Raw genomic sequence first — 19,156 nt, forward strand, 5'->3', positions numbered from 1 at the left:
GGACGACGCCGCACTGTCCGACACGCTCGCGGCCGTCGCGCGAACCCCGGCCGCCGCCCGCGTCCTGGCCCTGGACGACCTCCGCCCCCCACTCAACGGGACGGCCCGCGACCACCTCACCCCCGACGACTCCGAAACCACGCCGGCCCACGGCGGCACGTCCCCGGCCGGGTTCGAGCCGATCCAGCAGCGCGGCGACGGGCTGGACGAGCGCCTGGCCTGGGCTTTCGCCGACGCCCACGCGCGCCGCCCGCTCCCCGTCGTCCTCGTCGGCATGGACACCCCGCAACTCACCCCCGCGCTGCTCACCCGCGCGGCCCGCGCCCTGACCACCCACGACGCGGTGTTCGGCCCCGCCACCGACGGCGGTTTCTGGCTGCTCGGGCTGCGCCGCCCCGATCCGGCGCTGCTGCTCGGTGTGCCGATGTCGCGTCCCGACACCGGCGCGGCCCAGCTGCGCAGGCTGAGCGGGCTGCGCGTGGCCATGCTGCCGTGCCTCACCGACGTGGACGACGCCGCCGCCGCGCACGCCGTCGCCGCCCTGGCCCCGCGCACCGCCTTCGCCCGCACCCTGGCCAGGCTGCGGCTGGGAGCGGCCGGGTGATCGGCCCGCTGTACGCGGAGTCGCTGCGCGGCGCCCCGGTCGACCTCGAATACGCCGACGGCCGCCGCGTCCCCCTGGACGCCTCACGCTGGCTCGAACCGATCGACGGCGACGAGGTGATGGTGTCGCGCTGCGTCGCGCCGACCCTCGACGTCGGCTCCGGACCCGGCCGGCTGACCGTCGCGCTCACCAGGCGCGGCGTGGCCGCCCTCGGCATCGACGTCACCCCGCAGGCGGTACGCCTCACCCGCCGCGCCGGCGGCCTGGCCCTGTGCAGGGACGTGTTCGGACGAGTCCCCGGCAGCGGCCGCTGGGCCACGGCCCTGCTCGCGGACGGCAACATCGGCATCGGCGGCGACCCCGTGGCGCTGCTGCGCAGGATGCGCGAACTGGTCAGGCCGGGCGGCGAGGTGATCGCCGAGGTGGCCGCGCCTGGCACCGGCTCCACCGTCGACCTGGTGCGCCTGCGCCGCGACGGCGTCGCGGGCCCGTGGTTCCGCTGGGCCGGCGTGTCGGCCACCGACCTGCCCGCGCTCGCCGGCGTGAGCGGTTTCACGATGACGGGCCGCCAGGAGCGCTCCGGCCGCTGGTTCGCCGTCCTGTCCTGACGGGGCGGGTGCCGGAGAGGTTTGCGCAGAGTTTGATGTCGCGAGTCCCTGCCATTCATGTCCGTGCGGTCGACTAGCGTGGCACCTAGAGGGAGGCCCCACGATGTCCCACAAGACTCTCCTCCGAACGGGCCCGCTCTTGCAGGGCGGCATCAGCCCCTACGGCCCGCTCGGCCAGCCCGCCCCCGACGGTCTCGCGTTGCCGCTGGGGTTCACCGGCCAGGTCGTGGCCCGCTCCGGCCAGAAGGTCGCCGGGCTGACCTGGCACGCCGCGCCCGACGGCGGCGCCTGCTTCCCCGACGAAGGCGGCGGCTGGATCTACGTGTCCAACTCGGAGCTGCCGCTGATGGGCGGCGCCTCCGCGCTGCGCTTCCGCGCCGACGGCGGCGTCGGCGACGCCTACCGGATCCTGTCCGGCACCGATCTGAACTGCGCCGGCGGCGCGACGCCCTGGCACAGCTGGCTGTCGTGCGAGCTGGGGCACCGCGGCCGCGTGTTCGAGTGCGACCCGTACGGGGCCCGGGCCGCCCGTCCACGCCTGGCCATGGGCCGGTTCAAGCACGAGGCCGCCGCCTGCGACCCCGAGCGCCGCGTCATCTACATGACCGAGGACGAACCGGACGGCTGCTTCTACCGCTTCATCCCCGGCGACTGGGGCGACCTGACCGAGGGCAGGCTCGAGGTGCTGTGCGTGTCGGACGGGTGGCGTCCGGTGCCGTTGCCGGCCGCGCTGCTCACGGCCACCCGCCACCAGGTGGAGGGCGCCCGCCACTTCGACGGCGGCGACGCCTGCCACTACGCGGGCGGCGTGTGCTACTTCACCACCAAGGGCGACACCGGCCTGTGGGCCTACGACGCGCAGAACTCCACGCTCGACCGGCTGTGCGGCGGCGTCCGGGCGATCACCGCCGCCCCCTCCGGCGACCTGTACGTGGCCAGGGAGACCACCGAGATCGACGTCATCACGCCGGACCGGGCGGTCACCCCGTTCCTGCGGCTCGACGGGCACGCGGGGGCCGAGCTGACCGGCCTGGCGTTCTCACCGCGCGGCGACCGGCTCTACTTCTCGGCCAAGCGCGGCAGGTCCGACGGTCACACCTTCGAGATCTCCGGCCCCTTCCGCACCTGACCGGTCCAGCCGCCCGCCCGCCTACTCGGTCAGGTAGCGCACCAGCATCACCTTCAGCTCGCCCACCAGCTCCTCCGCCCGCCCGGGCGAGCCGGGCGAGTCGGCGGCCGCGGAGACGAGCGGCATGACGGCCTTCACCATCGCCACCGCCATCGTCCCCATGAGCAGCGCCCGCTCCTCGCCGAGTTCCGGGGAGCGGCGCCGCAGCATGGCCGCGACCAGCTCGGCGATCGCGCCGTGCAGCCGCTGCGCGGCCGCGGCCAGCCGGTCGCCCGTCGCGCTGCCGTACAGCAGCGACCAGTACGCGGGCGAGGCCGTCTTGAACGCCACGCTGTCGTCGACCAGCCGCCCGACCAGCGCTTCGAGCGGCACGTCAGGCGTGACCGCGGCCAGCCGCCCGGCCCAGAACTCGCGCCGGTCGTCGGTGTAGCGCGACACCAGCCCGTCGAGGATCTCCTCCTTGTTCCTGAAGAACTGATACAGCGAGCCAGGCGACATCCCGGCCCTGGCCGCGACCTGGTTGGTGGTCAGCTCCGGGTAGCCGAGCTCGGCGATCACCGTCTCGGCGGCGTCGAGGATCTCGGCCATGCGCTTCAGTCCACGCGCCTGCCGGCGCACCGTGCGTTCGGGCATGGCACTCCTCGTTGACAAATACGAGCATTCACTTGTATTTCTGGGTTGGTTCGTAAAACACGAGTAGTTTACCGAGTTTTGTCGGGGAGATCCTCATGAGCGCCGTGACCGTGCCCGCGCCCGTCATGCCCGATCCCGCGCCGCCGCCGCTGCGCAGGCTCGGCCTCCTCCTGGTACGACGCCGCCGCCTGGTGCTCGCCCTGAGCCTGGTCGTGCTGGTGGTGGCCGGGATTCTGGCGGCCGGCGCGGTGCCGAGGCTGTCGCTGGCCAGGTTCGAGGCGCCGGGCTCGGAGTCGGACCGGGCCCAGGCCGAGCTGATCCAGCGCTTCGGCACCGGCAGCCCGGACATGATCTTCCTGGTCACCGCCAGACGTGGCACCGTGGACGATCCCGGCGTCGAGGCCGCCGGCCGGGAGCTGACCGCCCGCGTGGGCCGGGCCGAGGGCGTGGCCGAGTCGTCGTCGTACTGGACCAGGGGCAAGCCCGAAACGCTGCGCAGCCGCGACGGCAGGCACGCGCTCATCGTGGTCCGCGTCCCGGGCGACGCCGACCACGTGCGCTCCGGCGTGCTGCCCCGGCTGGTGCCGGAGATCACCAAGGGCGACGCGCTGCTCCAGGTGCGCTCCGGCGGCGGCGAGGAGGTCTTCAGGGAGACCGTGCCGCTGGCCAGGCAGGACTTCGTCCGGGCCGAGCTGGTCATCTTCCCGCTGGCGTTCGTGCTGCTCTGGTTCTACCAGCGGCGGGCGATGGCGGCGCTGGTGCCGATCCTGGCCGGGGTGTTCGCGATGGTGGTCGGGCTGGGCCTGCTGCGTGGCGTGCTGGCCTTCACCGAGATCTCCACGTTCGCCCTGAACCTGACCCTGGCCATGGGGCTCGGGCTGGGCATCGACTACTGCCTGTTCGTGATGCAGCGTTTCCGCGAGGAGCTGCGGGCCGGGCGCGACAGGGCCGGGGCGGTGGCCGCCGCCGTCGAGCACGCCGGGCGCACCGTGCTGTTCAGCGGGCTCACCGTGGCCACGTCGCTGGCGGTGCTGTTCGCGCTGCCGTTCGCGTTCCTGCGCTCGTTCGCCTACGCCGGGATCGCCGTCGTGCTCGGCGGGCTGCTCGCCGCGGTGATCGTGCTGCCCGCCGTGCTGGCCGCGATCGGCGGGACCATGGTGCCGAGACGGGAGCGGGCGGCGGCGCGCGGGACGTTCTGGCACGGGCTCGCCGTGCGCGTGATGCGCCGGCCGCTGGTGTTCGGCGGCCTGGCCACCGCGCTGCTGCTCACCCTCGCCTCGCCCTTCCTCGGCCTGCGCTTCGGCACCGCCGACGACCGCATCCTGCCGCCGGAGGCGGGCGCCAGGCAGACGCAGGAGGTGATCCGCCAGGGCTTCCCCGCCGAGGAGACGGACGCCATCCAGATCATCTCCACGAACACCGGCCCGGCCGGCGACGTCTCCGGCTACGCCGCCGCGCTGTCACGGGTGCCCGGCGTCGCCCAGGTGGACTCGGCGGCCGGCTCGTTCAGCGCCGGACGGCACGTGGGCGCGGGCGAGCCGGCCAGGTTCGACGGCCGGGGCGCCTGGCTGTCGGTGGTGCCGTCCGCCGCCGCGCTGGCCGACGACCCGGTACGCCTGGTCGAGGCCGTCCGCGCGGTCCGGCCGCCGTTCGAGGTGCTGGTCGGCGGCTACCCGGCCGAGCTGGCGGACTACCGGGCCTCGGTCGTCGACCGGCTGCCGCTGGTGCTGACGCTCATGCTGGGCGTGACGTTCCTCGTCCTGACGTTCATGACGAGGAGCCTGGTCATCCCGCTCAAGGCGACCGTGCTGAACGTGCTGAGCCTCGGCGTCATGTTCGGCGCGATCGTCTGGATCTTCCAGGACGGCCACCTGTCCTGGCTGCTCGGCTTCACCCCGACCGGCACGCTCGACCCGAGCATCCCGATCCTCATGCTCTGCGTGGCCTACGGGCTGTCCATGGACTACGAGGTGTTCCTGCTGTCGCGCATCAAGGAGGAGTACGACAGGACGGGCGACACCCGTGAGGCGGTGGCGGCCGGGCTGCAGCGCGGCGCGCCGCTGATCACCGCGGCCGGCGGCATCCTGGCGCTCACGTTCGCCGCCTACGCCACGGCCAGGGTCTCGTTCGTGCAGATGCTCGGCGTGGGCATGGCCGTGGCGGTGCTGGTGGACGCCACCGTGATCAGGGCCGTGCTGGTGCCCAGCCTCATGCGCCTGGCCGGCCCGCTCAACTGGTGGCCGGGGGGAAGGAGGGCCTAGAGGTCGCGTGACCAGACCTGGTCGACGACCTCGACCCCGTTCTCGGTCGCCGTCTGCTCCGACTCCAGCTCGAAGCCGGCCGCCTGGTAGATGCGCCGTGCGCTCACCAGGCAGTCGCGCGTCCACAACGTGATCCGCTTGTACCCCTCGGCCCTGGCGTGCCGCAGGCACTCCTCGACCAGCCGCCGCCCGATGCCCAGGCCCCGCGCGGACGGCTCGACCAGCAACATCCGCAGCTTGGCCGTGGTCGCGTCCTGCCGCACGCAGAACACGCACCCGGCCCGCTCGCCGCCGACCTCGGCGATCCACCCGGCGTCCCTGGACGGGTCGAACTCGCCGATGATCTTGGCCACCAGCCGCTCGAAGTCGGGACCCCAGCCGTACTCGCGCGCGTACAGGACGCCGTGCCGGTAGACCACCCAGCCCAGGTCGCCGGTGCGCGGCGGCCTGATCACGTACGGCCGGGGGCCTTCGCCCGCGCCGAGCAGCCGCCTGATCGTCGCCATGCTCGCGACGAGCCGTTCCCGATCCTCCTCCGGCAGCCCGGCCAGCAGCCGCTCGATCTCCTCGGCCGAGCGCGCGTCGAGCCGGCCGAACGTCTCGGCGCCCGCCGGGGTGAGCGCGACCAGCTGTTTGCGCGCGTCCGCGGCCGAACGCTCGCGGGTGATCAGTTCGTCGTTCTCGAACCTGGTCAGGATCCTGCTGAGGTAGCCCGCGTCCAGGTCGAGCAGCGCGCGCAGCTCGCCGGTCTCCATCCGCTCGGCGTGCGCCAGCTCGAACAGCACCCTGACCTCAGTCAACGAGTACGGCGAGTCGAGCAGCCCGGCCTGGAGCACGCCGATCACCTTCGTATAGAACCGGTTGAACGCGCGAACCTCAGAAACCCTTGCTTCTGTCAACGAACTCATTGCCTAAGTCAACCATGAGAGGATCGATTCTGTGAAGCACTTGTACGTGGGCGGATACGGCCCGGGCATCGTCACCATCGACGGCGGGCTGGCCAGGACCGCCTCGCCGTCCTTCCTGGCCGCGCACCCGACCCTGCCCGTCATGTACGCGGCGGGCGAGCTGGAGCGCGGCTGGCTGACCGCGTTCACCGTGGCGGACGGCACGCTGACCCCGCTCGACGAACGCGGCAGCGAGGGCGACAGCCCCTGCCACGTGGCCGTCGACCCGACGGGCAGCGTGCTGGCCGCCGCCAACTACGGCGACGGCACGGCCAGCCTGCACCGGCTCGACGAGCGCGGCGCGTTCACCGGCGAGCCGATCGTGCTGCGCAACGAGGGCTCCGGGCCGGTCACCGACCGCCAGGAGGGCCCGCACGCGCACCAGGCGGTCTTCCACGAGGGCGTGCTGCACATCTCCGACCTGGGCACCGACGAGATCCGCCGCTACCGGCTCGACGGCACCGCGCTCGACCCGATCGCGCTGCCCCCCGGCATGGGCCCGCGCCACTTCGCCTTCTCCGGCGGCCGGCTGTTCATCAGCGGCGAGCTGGACGGCCGGGTCACCGTGCTCGACGGCGAGCGCGGCACCAGCACCCCGGCCTCCTCACGCCCAGGCGAGAACTACCCCTCGCACCTGATCGTCGAGGGCGACCTGGTCTACGTGGGCAACCGCGGCCCCAACACGATCACCGTGCTGCGCGCCGACGACCTGTCCCAGGTGGCCGAGGTCTCCTGCGGCGGCGACTGGCCGCGGCACTTCGCCATCGACGGCGACCGCCTGTACGTGGCCAACCAGCGCTCCGGCGACGTCACCGTCTTCGCGCTGAAGGACGGCGTGCCCGAGCCCACCGGGCAGGCGTACGCGGTGGAAAGCCCGTCCTGCGTGCTGGTGGCGTAAGGAGTTCGCCAAGTCGGACCGGCCCGGCGCGGCCGGTCCTGATCATGTCCGTGTGCGTAAGATCCTGCTCGCTCTCGCCCTGCTGGCCGCCGGGTGCGCGCCCGTGCCCGTCGCGCCGGTGGCGCCGGCCGCGCCCTCGGCGCCCGCCTCGCCCGCGCGGCCGGTCCTGGACGTGCAGGAATCGTGGCGCATCACCAAGCACGGCGCGCCGCACGAGATCGAGGGGTACGCCGACCAGGTGAGCGTCCTGCCCGGCCGGAGCTTCGCGCTGCACGTCTCGACGACCGCGCCGCGATTCACGGCCAGTGCGTTCAGGATGGGCTCGAACCCGGCCAAGGTGTGGGAGTCCGGCCGGGTGGAGGGGGCGCGGCAGGCCCCGGCCAGGGTCGTCGGCGGCATGGTGACCGCCGCGCACTGGCGTCCGTCGCTGACCGTCCACACCGCGGGCTGGCCGGAGGGCGCGTACCTGATCAGGCTGGACGCCTCCACCGGCGCCCAGCGGTACGTGCCCATCACGGTGCGCTCGGCGAGCACGGCGGGCAAGGTGGTGATCGTGAACGCGGTCACCACCTGGCAGGCCTACAACCTGTGGGGCGGCCGCAGCCTCTACAGCGGCCCGGGCGGCTTCGCCGACCGCTCCCGCGAGGTCACCTTCGACCGGCCCTACGACGGCGTCGGCGCCCGGCTGTTCCTGGACTTCGAGAAGGACGCGCTCGCGGTGGCCGAGCGCAGCCGGGTGCCGCTGGCGTACCTGACGAACCTGGACCTGAAGCCGGGCGCGCTCGACGGCGCCCGCGCGGTGATCTCGCTCGGCCACGACGAATACTGGTCGCCGGAGATGCGCAGGGTCGTCACCCGCGCCAGGGACCATGGCACCAATCTGGCCTTCCTCGGCGCCAATGCCGTCTACTGGCGCATCGCCCTGCACGGCAGGAGGGTGGCCTGCGACAAGGAGAGCGTCTGCGAGCTGTGGCGGGCCTCGGCGCCGGAGAGCGAGCTGGTCGGCCAGATGTACGACTGCTTCCCGGCCGACGCCGCCTACACGGTGCGCAGGCCGGGCCACTGGATCTTCGCCGGCACCCGGGGCCGGCGTTTCCCCGGGATGGTCGGCGTCGAGACGGACAAGGTGTCACGCGGCTCGCCCGACGACGTCCAGGTGCTCGCCGAGTCGGCGCTCACCTGCGGCGGCGGCCGGGCCACCGTCTCGCACACCACCTACTACACCGCGCCCAGCGGGGCCGGCGTGTTCGCCTCGGGCACCATGCGCTGGGTGTGCGGGCTGCGCGGCAGGCGGTGCGGCCACGGGGTGCCCGAGTCCGCGGCCGCCTTCACCCGGCGCGCCACCACGAACCTGCTCACCCGCTTCGCCAGGGGCCCGGCCGGCCAGACCTGAGCGGCTCCGGCGGGCGGGCTCAGGAGCCTCCCGGCACCGGCGGCCGGGATCGGACGATCACGTCGAGCATGCGCGTGATCTCGCGCTCGGCCGGCTCCTTGGTCACGCCCAGCCCGGCCAGCGCCGCGCCCACCGGGCCGTCCTCCAGCGAGAGCACGCCGAGCAGCAGGTGCTCGGTGCCCACGTAGTTGTGGCCGAGCCGCAGCGCCTCGCGCAGCGTCAGCTCCAGCGCCTTCACCGCGCGCGCCGAGAACGGGATGCTCTCCGGCGCCTCGCCGCCGGGGCCGAGCACGCCGGTCATGGCCTGCCTGACCGCGTCGGGCGCGGCGCCGAGCACGTCCATGACCTTGGCGGCCAGCGCGTCGGGCTCGTGCAGCAGGCCGAGCACGAGGTGCCCGACGTCGATCTGGTCGTGGCCGAGCCCGCGCGCCTCCTCCTGCGACTTGACGATCACGTTGCGCGCCTTGACCGTGTAGCGCGTGAAGTTGTTCAGGTCCTCGGCCAGCGAGGACCCGCTCTTGGGCACGAAACGCTTCTGCGCGGCCTGCTTGGTCACGCCCATGCTGCGGCCGATGTCGGTCCAGGACGCGCCGGCGTGCCTGGCCTGGTCGACGAAGTGACCGATGAGGTGGTCGGCCACCTCGCCGAGGTGCTCGCCCAGCGTCACCGCGTCGGACAACTGGCCGAGCGGGTCGCCGTCGGGGTGGCGCTGTTTGATCACCGAGATGAGGTCGTCGAGCCGTACCCTGTTGTCCATAGGTCAACCTTAGGTTGACGCTCCGCGCATCGTCAACCCTGGGTTGACGATCGGGTCGCCACGCCGTGGATCGCCGGCACGCTCACGAAATCGCCCCGCTCCGATCGCGTTTGGTCTAGACCACTGACCACGGGTGTGGGCACAATGCGATTCTGGTCGTGAACCCTTTCGGGAGGAACCCGCCATGCGTATCGGAGTGCTAACCGGGGGTGGCGATTGCCCCGGTCTCAACGCTGTGATCAGGGCTGTCGTGCGGAAGGGGGTGAGCGTCTACGGTCACGAGTTCGTCGGCTTCCGTGACGGCTGGCGCGGACCCCTCGAAGGCGACACGATGCCACTCGACATCCAGGCCGTCCGCGGCATCCTGCCGCGCGGCGGCACCATTCTCGGCTCCTCCCGCACCAACCCGATCAAGATCGAGGGCGGCGTCGACCGGATCAAGGAGAACCTCGCCGCCACCGGCGTCGACGCGTTGATCGCCATCGGCGGCGAGGACACGCTCGGCGTCGCCAAACAGCTCTACGACCGCGGCGTCAAGGTCGTCGGCGTCCCCAAGACGATCGACAACGACCTCGCGGGCACCGACTACACCTTCGGCTTCGACACGGCCGTCAACATCGCCACGGAGGCCATCGACCGCCTCCACACGACGGCCGAGTCCCACCACCGCGCGCTGATCTGCGAGGTGATGGGCCGCCACGCGGGCTGGATCGCGCTGCACGCGGGCATGGCGGGCGGCGCGAACGTCATCCTCATCCCGGAGAAGCCGTTCGACATCGACCAGGTCTGCGAATACGTCGAGTCCCGCTTCCGCACCCGCTACTCGCCGATCCTCGTGGTCGCCGAGGGCGCGCACCCGGTCGAGGGCCAGATGCAGATGCAGACCGGTGAGCTCGACGCGTTCGGTCACGTCCGGCTCGGCGGCATCGGCGAGGTGCTGGCCAAGGAGATCGAGAAGCGCACCGGCAAGGAGGCGCGCACCACCGTGCTCGGCCACATCCAGCGCGGAGGCACGCCGACCGCCTACGACCGGGTGCTGGCCACCAGGTTCGGCCTGCAGGCCATCGACGCCGTGCACGAGGGCGACCACGGCAAGATGGTCGCGCTGCGCGGCACCGACATGGTCAGGGTCGGGCTCGACGAGGCCACCGCCGAGCTGAAGACCGTCCCGGTGGAGCGTTACGCCGAGGCGGAGGTGTTCTTCGGCTGAAAGTGAGCTGCAAGCGGCCCGCCGTACCTTCTGTGGCGTGGGGGTCACCGCTACGACTCCCTTGAGGTAAGGCTCGCGCCGCAGCGAGTCGGCGGCCCACTACGCGGCGCGAGCCCTACCCATCACATAGCAGGCGATACAGCGGTCAAGCGCGGGGCGTGCCGAAGAGATCCACTTCCGGCGCGCCCTCGTCGCGTCCGCGCAGCCGCTCCTGGTATTCACGCTCGCTGCGGATCTCCTGCTCCGTCGGCGACAGGATGACGGTCAGCAGCAGGCCCACCGTGATCAGGCTGATGCCGACGATCAGCGGCAGCAGGAAGTCGATGGCCCTGGCCCCGGGCACGGGGGTGGCCGAGCCGCGGACGTCGACCCCCATCGCGTACATGCCGGTGTAGTGCATCCCGGACACCGCCACGCCCATGACCAGCGCCGCGCCGCCGATCTTCAGCGCGCCCTTGACGCGCAGCGTGAACCACAGCGCCACGGTGGCGGCCGCGACCGCGATGAGCACCGAGATCGCGACCGTCAGCGAGTCGTAGTGGACGTGCCCGGCCATGTTCATCGCGCCCATGCCGAGATAGTGCATGGACGCCACCCCGCACCCGGTCAGCACGCCGCCGCCGAGCAGGAACAGCGCCCGCTCGCCGCCGTACGAGACCAGGAACAGCCCGGCCCCCACGACGACGACCGCGATGAGCGCGGAGGCGGCGGTGAGCGGCACGTCGTAGCGGACCGCCGAGCCGCGGACGGAGAAGCCCATCATCGCGATGAAGTGCATCGTCCAGATGCCGGTGCCGCCGATCGCGAAGGCGGCCCCCACCAGCCAGAACCTGCCCTCCCTGCCACCGACGAGCCGGGCGCGCGAGGTCAGCAGGAGCCCGAGCATGGACCCGGTGCTGGACATGACGTACGCGAGGACGGGCGTCAGTAAACCGAAGGAGAAATGGTTGATCGGCGACATCGCCATCCAATCCCAGGCATGCGGACGTGCACGCGGATAAGGGAGTATGAACAAGCCGCCGACGCGAGCGCAACTATCTCCGGTGAGCCCGTGCGGATTGGCCGCCGGGCGCCTGCGGAACGGGCTGGGCCGGCGGTCCCGGATAGGTGAGCCGCCGCTGCTCGGCGGCGCGTCGGCGCAGTTCGAGCCGGGCCGCGAGCTCGGCGTCCTCGTGCAGTTCCTGCTCCGACGGCGACAGGATGACCATGAGCAGCATGGTCAGCGTGATGAGGCTGATCACGGTCATCAGCGGCACCAGGAAGTCCAGCGCGTCGGCGCCGGTCACCGGGGTGGGCTCCTCGTGCAGCGTCACCCGCATCGCGAGCATGCCGGTGTAGTGCATGCCGGCCACGGCCACGCCCATGACCAGCGCGGCCAGGGTGATCCAGACGGCCTTCTTGACACGCAGGGTGAACCACAGCGCCACCGTCGCCGCGACCACCGCGATGGCCACCGAGGCGGCCACGGTCACGCGGTCGTAGGAGACGTGCGCGGACATGTTCATCGCGTACATGCCGAGGTAGTGCATGGACGCCACGCCGAGCCCGGTGAGCAGGCCGCCGCCGAGCAGTGCCAGGACCCGGCCGCGGCCGTAGGAGACCAGGAACAGGCCGGTGCCGACGACCACGATGGCCACCAGCGCCGAGGCCACCGTGAGGGGCACGTCGTACCTGATCTGGGTGCCTTCCACGTCGAAGCCCATCATGGCGACGAAGTGCATGACCCAGATGCCCGTGCCGCCGATCGAGATGGCCGCGCCGAGCAGCCAGCGCACCCGCGAGCCGCCTCGCGTGGCGTGGGCCTGGGCGGTGAGCCGCAGTCCGAGCATCGATCCCATGCACGACATCACGTAGGCGAGGACCGGTGTGAGCAGGCCGTGGGTGAAATGATTAACAGCGGACATTTATTGAGATTCCTTGCATTAGGGGTCCCCGGATTGTGCCAGGAGGTCTGTCCCTTTCGCATGGATACCTCAACTATCTGTCAACTTGTCATGTCGGAAACGTGAGAAAGCTTCATGGGTATCGAGGGTCCGTTCTGGCGGGCGGTCGCCGTCTTCCGCGTCGCCTCGCTGGTGTACGCGGCCGTGCTGATGATCGACCACGACGGCTACGAGCAGCCCTGGCTGGGCTGGCTGGTGATCGGCGTCATGGTGGCCTGGACGGCGGCGGCGACGTTCGCGTACTCGGTGGAGTCGCTGCGCCGCTGGCCGCTGCTGGCGCTCGACCTGCTGGTGGCCGTGGCCTGCCTGCTGACCTCGCCGTACGTGGAGGGCGCCATGCAGGGGCAGGCGGGCACCATGCCGGTGCCCGCCACCTGGGTCGCGGCCCCCGTGCTCGCCTGGGCGGTGCACTGGGGACGGCGCGCGGGCGCGGTGGCGGCCGCCGTCGTCGCCGCCGCCGACCTGTGGCTCAGGTACCGCACGCCGGACGTGCCCATCCTGGTCAACGGCGCGGTCTTGCTGTTCCTGTCAGGAGTCGTGGTCGGACACGTGGCGCGGCTGGCCAAGCAGGCCGAGGAGCGCCTGCAGCTGGCCGCCGAGATGGAGGCCGCCCAGCGCGAGCGCGACCGGCTGGCCCGCGGCATCCACGACTCCGTCCTGCAGGTGCTCGCCCTGGTGCGGCGGCGCGGCCAGGAGATCGGCGGTCCCGCGGCCGAGCTCGGGCGGCTGGCCGGCGAGCAGGAGGTCGCGCTGCGCGAGCTCATCGCCTCCCGCCCGGCGCCCACCGGCTCGGCCGACCTGCGCGCCCTGCTGATGCGGCACGGCTCGCCCGAGATCACCGTCTCCACCCCGGCCACCCCGCTGATCCTGCCCGCGGGCGTGGCCGCGGAGACCGCCGCGGCGGTGCGCGCGGCCCTGGACAACGTGCGCGAGCACTGCGGTCCTGACGCGCGCGCCTGGGTCTTCGCCGAGTCGTCCGACTCGTCGATCACCGTCTCGGTCAGGGACGAGGGTCCTGGCATCCCCGACGGCCGGCTGGAGCAGGCGCGGGCCGAGGGCCGGCTGGGCATCGCGCAGTCCATCCGGGGACGCGTCGCCGACCTGGGCGGCAGCGTGACCATCGACTCGCGCCCCGGCGAGGGCACCGAGATCGAGATCACCGTCCCGCGCTGAGGCCGGGCCAGGGAGAGCTGCCCGCGGCCGGGTGAGTCTCTAGAGTGGCCGTCATGGTGCGGGTGATGGTGGTCGACGACCATCCGATGTGGCGCGACGGCGTGGCCAGAGACCTCGGCGAGGCCGGCTACGACGTGGTGGCCGCCGTGGGCGAGGGGCGGCAGGCCGTCCGGGTGGCCGGCGCGGTCCGGCCCGACGTGGTGGTCCTCGACCTGCACCTGCCCGACATGTCCGGGGCCGAGGTGGCGGCCGGGCTGAGCGCGATCGACCCGGCCCCGCGCGTGCTGGTGCTGTCGGCCAGCGCCGAGCAGGACGACGTGCTGGCCGCCGTCAAGGCCGGCGCCAGCGGCTACCTGGTGAAGTCGGCGAGCCGGGAGGAGTTCCTGGCCGCCGTCCGCCGCACCGCCGAGGGCGACGCGGTCTTCACCCCCGGCCTGGCCGGGCTGGTGCTGGGCGAGTACCGGCGGCTGGCCGCGCGACCGGCCCACGGCGCCGGCCAGGACGACGGGCCGCGGCTGACCGAGCGCGAGACCGAGGTGCTGCGCCTGGTCGCCAAGGGCCTGTCGTACAAGCAGATCGCCGACCGGCTGGTGCTCTCGCACCGGACCGTCCAGAACCACGTGCAGAACACGCTGAACAAGCTCCAGCTGCACAACCGGGTGGAACTGGTCCGATATGCGATCGAGCGGGGGCTCGACGCGGACTAAACTCGGTGGGTCGCGGCGTTGGTCTGAGCGCGCGCACCCACCCGTCTTCCCCGGAGGTTCCACTATGACGATGTCCGCCCTGGGCGAGCCGTGTGTTCTGCTCAAGCTGGGCGAGATCGTCCTCAAGGGCAAGAACCGCGAGCTGTTCGAACGCCGTCTCATGGACAACATCCGCTACGCGCTGCGCGAGCTCGACGTCAAGGTCGACCTGCGCAGGCGGCACGGCGTCTTCGCGATCTTCCTGCCGCAGGGCGCGACCGCCGAGCAGGCCGATACGGTGGCCCAGCGGGTCGCCGACGTGCCCGGCCTGGTCTGGATCCACCGCGCCTGGCGCGTCGCCAAGGATCCCGACACCGTGCTCAAGGCCGGCATCGAGCTGATCCGCGACCGTGACGAGGTGCGCCGCGGCGCCAGCTTCGCGGTGCGCTCGCGCCGGCGCGACAAGCGCTTCCCGATGCGCTCCAACGACCTCGACCGGTTCGTCGGCGGCGCCATCAACGACGAGTACGGCCTGCCCGTCGATCTGAAGAAGCCGGCGCTGACCGTGTTCATCGAGGTCGACAGGGACGAGGTGTTCGTCTTCACCGACGGCATCCCGGGCCAGGGCGGCCTGCCGGTGGGCAGCAGCGGCCGGGCGCTGGTGCTCATGTCCGGCGGCATCGACTCGCCGGTGGCGGCCTACCGGATGATGCGGCGCGGCCTGCACGTCGACTTCCTGCACTTCTCCGGCATCCCGTTCACCACGTCCGAGTCGATCTACAAGGCGTACGCGCTGGTCAGGAAGCTCGACAGGTTCCAGGGCAAGTCACGGCTGTGGGTGGTGCCGTTCGGCAAGGCCCAGCAGTCGATCCGCACGTCCGGCCAGGACCGGCTGGCCGTGATCGCGCAGCGGCGGCTGATGCTGAAGACCGCCGAGGAGGTCGCGCACCGCATCAAGGCCGGCGCGCTGATCACCGGCGACGCGCTGGGCCAGGTGTCGTCGCAGACGCTGGCCAACATCACCGCCCAGGACAACGCGGTCGAGCTGCCGATCCTGCGCCCGCTGGTGGGCTGGGACAAGACCGAGATCATGGCCGAGGCGCGGCGCATCGGCACGCTGGAGATCTCCGAGCTGCCCGACGAGGACTGCTGCTCGCTGCTGGCGCCCAAGCGCGCGGAGACGCGCGCCAAGATCGAGGACCTGAAGCAGATCGAGAAGCGGCTCGACGCCGAGGAGCTGATCGTCCAGCTCGCCGACTCCATCCAGGAATACACCCTCTAGCCGGCGGCCCCGGCCCCCGGACGAGGCCGCCCGCCGGTTCAGCGCGGCGCGTCGACCTTGAACGGGTCGTGCTCCGTGAGCAGCTTGTCGAGCCGCGCCTGGTCGACGCGCTTGGTCACCTCCGTCAGCTCCTGCCGGTCGCGCACGACCTTCGACAGGGTGATCGTCGAGGTGATGACGTACAGGACGCCGAGCGCCAGGAACGCCCTGATCCACCCGGAGGCCGGGAGGTAGAGCAGGGCGATCACCACGGACGCCAGCGAGACGGCGAACGACAGGATCGCCTGAACGTAGTACGCGGTGGTCTGCGTGGGCTGGATGGGCTTGGTCATGCCCTCATCGTCGCGCCCTGCCGGGGCCCTCGGCATGGGCGCAAGTACTCAAGTTACCGCTGAGTACAACCGGCTCGGCTCGTGGCGGAGCCGGTCGCGCTCAGCGGGCGCTCGTGGCGGGAACTGCGAAAACCCATCGGACGGAGCAGGCCGGTCAGGCGGGCACGGCGGCCGCGGCCGTCTTGCCGAGCAGCGCTGGGAAGTCCGCCATCACCTGCGCCAGCTCGCCCAGGTCCGAGCCGATCAGCGCCTGCGGCCCGTCGCACAGCGCCTGCTCGGGCTGCGGGTGCACGTCGATGATCACGCCGTCGGCGCCCACCGCGATGGCCGCGCGGGTCAGCGGCAGCACCAGGTCGCGCCGCCCGCCCGAGTGCGAGGGGTCGACGATCACCGGCAGGTGCGACAGCCGCTGCGCCACCGGCACCGCCGACACGTCGAGGGTGTTGCGGGTCGCCGTCTCGAACGTCCTGATGCCGCGCTCGCACAGCACCACGTCCAGGTTGCCGCGCTGGGCGATGTACTCGGCCGCCATCAGCCACTCCTCGATCGTGGCGTTCATGCCGCGCTTGAGCATCACCGGCCTGCCGGCCGCGCCGACCGCCTGCAGCAGCGCGAAGTTCTGCGCGTTGCGCGTGCCCACCTGCAACATGTCGGCGTACCTGGCCACCAGCGCCACGTCCTGGGCGTCCACCACCTCCGTCACGATCGGCAGCCCGGTCTCCTCGCGCACGTCGGCCAGGATCCGCAGGCCCTTCTCACCCAGACCCTGGAAGGCGTACGGCGAGGTGCGCGGCTTGAACGCGCCGCCGCGCAGCAGTGTCGCGCCGGCCGCCTGCGCCATCCTGGCCGCCGCCAGCGTCTGCTCGTGGGTCTCCACCGCGCACGGCCCCGCGATCAGTGTCACGGTGTCGGGGCCGATCGGCACCCCGCCGACGTGGACGGTGGAGCGTTCCGGGTGGTTCTCCCTGCTGACCAGCTTGTACGGGGTGGACACCCGCATCACGTCCCTGACCCCGCGCATGCCGCGCAGGGCGGCGGCGTCGAGCTGCGTCACGTCGCCGACCAGGCCGACGATCGTGCGCCGCACCCCCTTGCTGACGAAAGCCTCGACCCCGGCCGACTCGACGACCGAGACGATGGACGCGAGATCGTCCGCGGTGGCCTCCGGGCCCATCACGATGACCATGTGCCGTTCTCCTTCTTGTCCAAAGAGCGCTGAAACGCCGAAAGGCCCCGGGTCCTCAACGGACCCGGGGCCTTTCGTTCGCCTGTCTGCTAGCGCAGCCTCAGATGGCGAACGGACTCGGGTCCGTCGCCATACCAAAACAGGAACGCGCTGTGCATAGCTCGCAATGGTAGCGCACGGGACCCGCGCGCGAGTCACGTTCCGGTCGGTGGCAGGATGGCCCAAGACCACGAGATGGGTGAGGGGAGTGATCGTGGAGGAGTCGCGCCTGCCTCCAGGCCAGTACGTCCCGCGCGGCCGACCCGTGATCCACTACGGCAGGGTGCCTTCGTTCAAACCGGACACCTGGGACTTCCGCGTCTTCGGCGCCACCGCGTCGGGCGAGGAACACTGCTTCACCTGGGGCGACTTCGAGCGGCTGCCCCGCGAGAGCGTCATCGCCGACTTCCACTGCGTCACCAAGTTCTCGCTCATGGGGAACGAGTGGGCCGGCGTGTCACCCGCCACGATCATGCGCCTGGCCCCGCCAGACCCCGGCGTGCGGCACGTGATGATCTGGGCCGAGTACGGCTACAGCGCCAACCTCAGGATGTCCGACTTCACCGCCCCGGGCACGCTGTTCGCCATGGAGCTCGACGACAAGCCGCTCACCGCCGACCGCGGTCACCCGCTGCGCATCGTCGTCCCGCACCTGTACGCCTGGAAGAGCGTGAAGTGGGTGCGCGGCATCGAATACCTGCTCGAGGACCGCCGGGGCTTCTGGGAGGAGCGCGGCTACCACAACGTGGCCGATCCCTGGCGCGAGCAGCGTTACTCCTACCAGGAGGAACCCGGCGAAGGGCCGCCCTAGACTTCACGCCGGGTTTTCGCGCGAACGCGGTGCGTTGTTGGCTACGGTTGCCCGCATGCTGACCACCGCATGCGTGGCGCTCTCCTCCTTGACCTTCGTCCTGGGCTACGCCCTTGCCCGCGTTCCGCGCCGCCGCGCGGAGCCGGCCGGGGGCGAGCGGCCCGACGGCCGCGGCGACCGGCGGGACGAGGCGACCTACACCGCGCTGCACCTCGCCGCGATGGCGGCCCCCGCGCTGCGTGGCGGGCTCAACCGTGACTCCGCCCGCAAGGCCGTACGGCACCTGCGCCGCCTGCTCGGCACCGACGCGGTCGCGATCACCTCCACCGAGGCCGCGCTGGCCTGGGACGGCCCGTGCACCGACGACGTCATCACCCACGCCCGCGCGGCGCTGGCGGCCGGGCGGGCCCAGGTGATCCCCGGCCGGCCGCACGGCGCGGTGGTGGTGCCGCTGAGCGTCGACGGCACGGTCGTCGGCGCGCTGGCCGCCTTCCACGGGGAGGTGAGCGCCGCGCTCGTGCGCACCGTCACCGAGGTGGGCGGCTGGGTGTCCGGGCAGCTGGAGCTGGCCGAGCTCGACTCCTCGCGCCGCCGGGCGCTGGAGGCCGAGATGCGGGCGCTGCGCGCGCAGATCTCGCCGCACTTCGTGTACAACGCGCTCACCACGATCGCCTCGTTCGTGCGCACCGACCCCAGGCGGGCCCGCGAGCTGCTGCTCGACTTCGCCGACTTCGCCCGCTACGCGCTGCGCAGGGCGCACGACTTCACCACCCTGGCCGACGAGCTGACCTGCGTCGACCGCTATCTGCTGCTGGAACGCGCCCGCTTCGGCGACAAGCTGCGCTTCAGCCTGCAGGTGGCGCCCGAGGTGCTGCCGGTGCCGGTGCCGTTCCTGTGCCTGCAGCCGCTGGTGGAGAACGCGATCAAGCACGGCATGCGCAGCCGCGGCGGCATGGGGGAGGTGCGGGTGGTCGTGCGCGACGCCGGCCCCGAGGCGCACATCACGGTCGAGGACGACGGCGCGGGCATGGACCCCGACTGCGCCAGGCGCGTGCTCGACGAGGACCCGGGACGCGAGGGGCACGGCATCGGGCTGGCCAACGTGGACCTGCGCATGCGCCAGATCTACGGCGACGGCTACGGGCTCGTGGTGGAGAGCGCGCTGGGCGCCGGCACCAAGGTGCGGCTCCGGGTGCCGAAAACGCAATTTACCGCATTGTAGTCAGTTCCTTACGCGGCGTTGGCGTGTCGCTTGTGACCATTG

19 protein-coding genes are annotated in these 19,156 nt (G+C 72.0%); 12 read left to right on the plus strand and 7 right to left on the minus strand.

Translation table 11 applies throughout. The annotated features are described in order from the left end of the window. The 3 genes from HII36_RS28970 to HII36_RS28980 form a co-directional block, all read left to right on the plus strand. A partial coding sequence (locus HII36_RS28970) for a TIGR04282 family arsenosugar biosynthesis glycosyltransferase (protein WP_173526437.1) occupies positions 1–604 on the plus strand: 604 nt, incomplete at its 5' end. Next, on the plus strand, positions 601–1,212 hold the full coding sequence (locus HII36_RS28975) for a class I SAM-dependent methyltransferase (protein ID WP_173526438.1): 612 nt from the start codon (positions 601–603) through the stop codon (positions 1,210–1,212). The genes HII36_RS28970 and HII36_RS28975, both read left to right, overlap by 4 nt. 103 nt (positions 1,213–1,315) lie before the next feature. Next, positions 1,316–2,341: an alkaline phosphatase PhoX gene (locus HII36_RS28980; protein WP_173526439.1), complete on the plus strand. Its 1,026-nt coding sequence runs from the start codon at positions 1,316–1,318 to the stop codon at positions 2,339–2,341. Between the two features lie 21 nt (positions 2,342–2,362). Here HII36_RS28980 and HII36_RS28985 read toward each other — a convergent pair whose 3' ends face one another. Further along, on the minus strand, positions 2,363–2,974 hold the full coding sequence (locus HII36_RS28985) for a TetR/AcrR family transcriptional regulator (RefSeq protein WP_173526440.1): 612 nt from the start codon (positions 2,972–2,974) through the stop codon (positions 2,363–2,365). A gap of 95 nt (positions 2,975–3,069) precedes the next feature. Between HII36_RS28985 and HII36_RS28990 the strand changes: the two genes are divergently transcribed. Continuing rightward, the gene (locus HII36_RS28990; RefSeq protein ID WP_236003975.1) at positions 3,070–5,235 is read left to right on the plus strand and encodes an MMPL family transporter; all 2,166 of its coding nucleotides are present in this window, start codon (positions 3,070–3,072) and stop codon (positions 5,233–5,235) included. Here HII36_RS28990 and HII36_RS28995 read toward each other — a convergent pair. Then, positions 5,232–6,080 carry a bifunctional helix-turn-helix transcriptional regulator/GNAT family N-acetyltransferase gene (locus HII36_RS28995; protein ID WP_328807944.1) on the minus strand — a complete coding sequence of 283 codons (849 nt, stop codon included), beginning with the start codon at positions 6,078–6,080 and terminating at the stop codon, positions 5,232–5,234. The genes HII36_RS28990 and HII36_RS28995 overlap by 4 nt on opposite strands. Before the next feature lie 94 nt (positions 6,081–6,174). On the opposite strand from HII36_RS28995, the gene HII36_RS29000 reads away from it, so the two are divergent. Together HII36_RS29000 and HII36_RS29005 are read left to right on the plus strand one after the other, a co-directional pair. Further along, entirely contained in the window at positions 6,175–7,080 is a 906-nt protein-coding gene (locus tag HII36_RS29000) for a lactonase family protein (protein WP_173526442.1), read from the plus strand. Positions 7,081–7,132: 52 nt separating this feature from the next. Next, positions 7,133–8,473, plus strand: a complete 1,341-nt coding sequence (locus HII36_RS29005; RefSeq protein ID WP_173526443.1) for a N,N-dimethylformamidase beta subunit family domain-containing protein — start codon at positions 7,133–7,135, stop codon at positions 8,471–8,473. A 19-nt stretch (positions 8,474–8,492) separates the two neighbouring features. Here HII36_RS29005 and HII36_RS29010 read toward each other — a convergent pair whose 3' ends face one another. Further along, positions 8,493–9,230 (minus strand): Clp protease N-terminal domain-containing protein, encoded by a 738-nt coding sequence (locus HII36_RS29010; RefSeq protein ID WP_173526444.1) that lies wholly within the window; start codon positions 9,228–9,230, stop codon positions 8,493–8,495. Positions 9,231–9,414: 184 nt separating this feature from the next. Between HII36_RS29010 and HII36_RS29015 the strand changes: the two genes are divergently transcribed. Continuing rightward, complete coding sequence (locus tag HII36_RS29015; RefSeq protein ID WP_173526445.1) at positions 9,415–10,440, plus strand: 6-phosphofructokinase; 1,026 nt, start codon at positions 9,415–9,417, stop codon at positions 10,438–10,440. A gap of 145 nt (positions 10,441–10,585) precedes the next feature. On the opposite strand, the gene HII36_RS29020 is transcribed toward HII36_RS29015, so the two are convergent. Then, positions 10,586–11,401, minus strand: a complete 816-nt coding sequence (locus HII36_RS29020; RefSeq protein WP_173526446.1) for an MHYT domain-containing protein — start codon at positions 11,399–11,401, stop codon at positions 10,586–10,588. Between the two features lie 73 nt (positions 11,402–11,474). Then, on the minus strand, positions 11,475–12,344 hold the full coding sequence (locus tag HII36_RS29025; RefSeq protein WP_173526447.1) for an MHYT domain-containing protein: 870 nt from the start codon (positions 12,342–12,344) through the stop codon (positions 11,475–11,477). 114 nt (positions 12,345–12,458) lie between these two features. On the opposite strand from HII36_RS29025, the gene macS reads away from it, so the two are divergent. The 3 genes from macS to thiI all read left to right on the plus strand — a co-directional run bounded on the left by macS (position 12,459) and on the right by thiI (position 15,524). Further along, a complete protein-coding gene (gene macS, locus HII36_RS29030) occupies positions 12,459–13,556 on the plus strand; it encodes a MacS family sensor histidine kinase (protein ID WP_173526448.1) in 1,098 nt (365 codons plus the stop codon). A gap of 53 nt (positions 13,557–13,609) precedes the next feature. Continuing rightward, positions 13,610–14,263: a response regulator gene (locus tag HII36_RS29035; RefSeq protein ID WP_173526449.1), complete on the plus strand. Its 654-nt coding sequence runs from the start codon at positions 13,610–13,612 to the stop codon at positions 14,261–14,263. A gap of 64 nt (positions 14,264–14,327) precedes the next feature. Then, the gene (thiI, locus tag HII36_RS29040) at positions 14,328–15,524 is read left to right on the plus strand and encodes a tRNA uracil 4-sulfurtransferase ThiI (RefSeq protein WP_173526450.1); all 1,197 of its coding nucleotides are present in this window, start codon (positions 14,328–14,330) and stop codon (positions 15,522–15,524) included. 38 nt (positions 15,525–15,562) lie between these two features. On the opposite strand, the gene HII36_RS29045 is transcribed toward thiI, so the two are convergent. Together HII36_RS29045 and aroF are read right to left on the minus strand one after the other, a co-directional pair. Then, on the minus strand, positions 15,563–15,856 hold the full coding sequence (locus HII36_RS29045; protein WP_173526451.1) for a YiaA/YiaB family inner membrane protein: 294 nt from the start codon (positions 15,854–15,856) through the stop codon (positions 15,563–15,565). Between the two features lie 154 nt (positions 15,857–16,010). Beyond that, the gene (gene aroF, locus HII36_RS29050) at positions 16,011–17,042 is read right to left on the minus strand and encodes a 3-deoxy-7-phosphoheptulonate synthase (RefSeq protein ID WP_173526452.1); all 1,032 of its coding nucleotides are present in this window, start codon (positions 17,040–17,042) and stop codon (positions 16,011–16,013) included. 253 nt (positions 17,043–17,295) lie between these two features. Here aroF and HII36_RS29055 point away from each other — a divergent pair, with 253 nt between their 5' ends. Continuing rightward, positions 17,296–17,892, plus strand: a complete 597-nt coding sequence (locus HII36_RS29055; RefSeq protein WP_328807945.1) for a molybdopterin-dependent oxidoreductase — start codon at positions 17,296–17,298, stop codon at positions 17,890–17,892. 55 nt (positions 17,893–17,947) lie between these two features. Continuing rightward, positions 17,948–19,114 (plus strand): sensor histidine kinase, encoded by a 1,167-nt coding sequence (locus tag HII36_RS29060; RefSeq protein WP_173526454.1) that lies wholly within the window; start codon positions 17,948–17,950, stop codon positions 19,112–19,114. Positions 19,115–19,156 lie beyond the last annotated feature (42 nt).

Source organism: Nonomuraea antri (genome assembly GCF_013283785.1).
Taxonomy (GTDB): domain Bacteria; phylum Actinomycetota; class Actinomycetes; order Streptosporangiales; family Streptosporangiaceae; genus Nonomuraea; species Nonomuraea antri.

Coding starts and splice junctions, on each gene's coding strand:
- HII36_RS28980 (WP_173526439.1), top strand. CDS start 1,316: ATGTCCCACAAGACTCTCCTCCGAACGGGCCCGCTCTTGCAGGGCGGC.
- HII36_RS28985 (WP_173526440.1), bottom strand. CDS start 2,974: ATGCCCGAACGCACGGTGCGCCGGCAGGCGCGTGGACTGAAGCGCATG.
- HII36_RS28990 (WP_236003975.1), top strand. CDS start 3,070: ATGAGCGCCGTGACCGTGCCCGCGCCCGTCATGCCCGATCCCGCGCCG.
- HII36_RS29010 (WP_173526444.1), bottom strand. CDS start 9,230: ATGGACAACAGGGTACGGCTCGACGACCTCATCTCGGTGATCAAACAG.
- HII36_RS29015 (WP_173526445.1), top strand. CDS start 9,415: ATGCGTATCGGAGTGCTAACCGGGGGTGGCGATTGCCCCGGTCTCAAC.
- HII36_RS29020 (WP_173526446.1), bottom strand. CDS start 11,401: ATGTCGCCGATCAACCATTTCTCCTTCGGTTTACTGACGCCCGTCCTC.
- HII36_RS29025 (WP_173526447.1), bottom strand. CDS start 12,344: ATGTCCGCTGTTAATCATTTCACCCACGGCCTGCTCACACCGGTCCTC.
- macS (WP_173526448.1), top strand. CDS start 12,459: ATGGGTATCGAGGGTCCGTTCTGGCGGGCGGTCGCCGTCTTCCGCGTC.
- HII36_RS29035 (WP_173526449.1), top strand. CDS start 13,610: ATGGTGCGGGTGATGGTGGTCGACGACCATCCGATGTGGCGCGACGGC.
- thiI (WP_173526450.1), top strand. CDS start 14,328: ATGACGATGTCCGCCCTGGGCGAGCCGTGTGTTCTGCTCAAGCTGGGC.
- HII36_RS29045 (WP_173526451.1), bottom strand. CDS start 15,856: ATGACCAAGCCCATCCAGCCCACGCAGACCACCGCGTACTACGTTCAG.
- aroF (WP_173526452.1), bottom strand. CDS start 17,042: ATGGTCATCGTGATGGGCCCGGAGGCCACCGCGGACGATCTCGCGTCC.
- HII36_RS29060 (WP_173526454.1), top strand. CDS start 17,948: ATGCTGACCACCGCATGCGTGGCGCTCTCCTCCTTGACCTTCGTCCTG.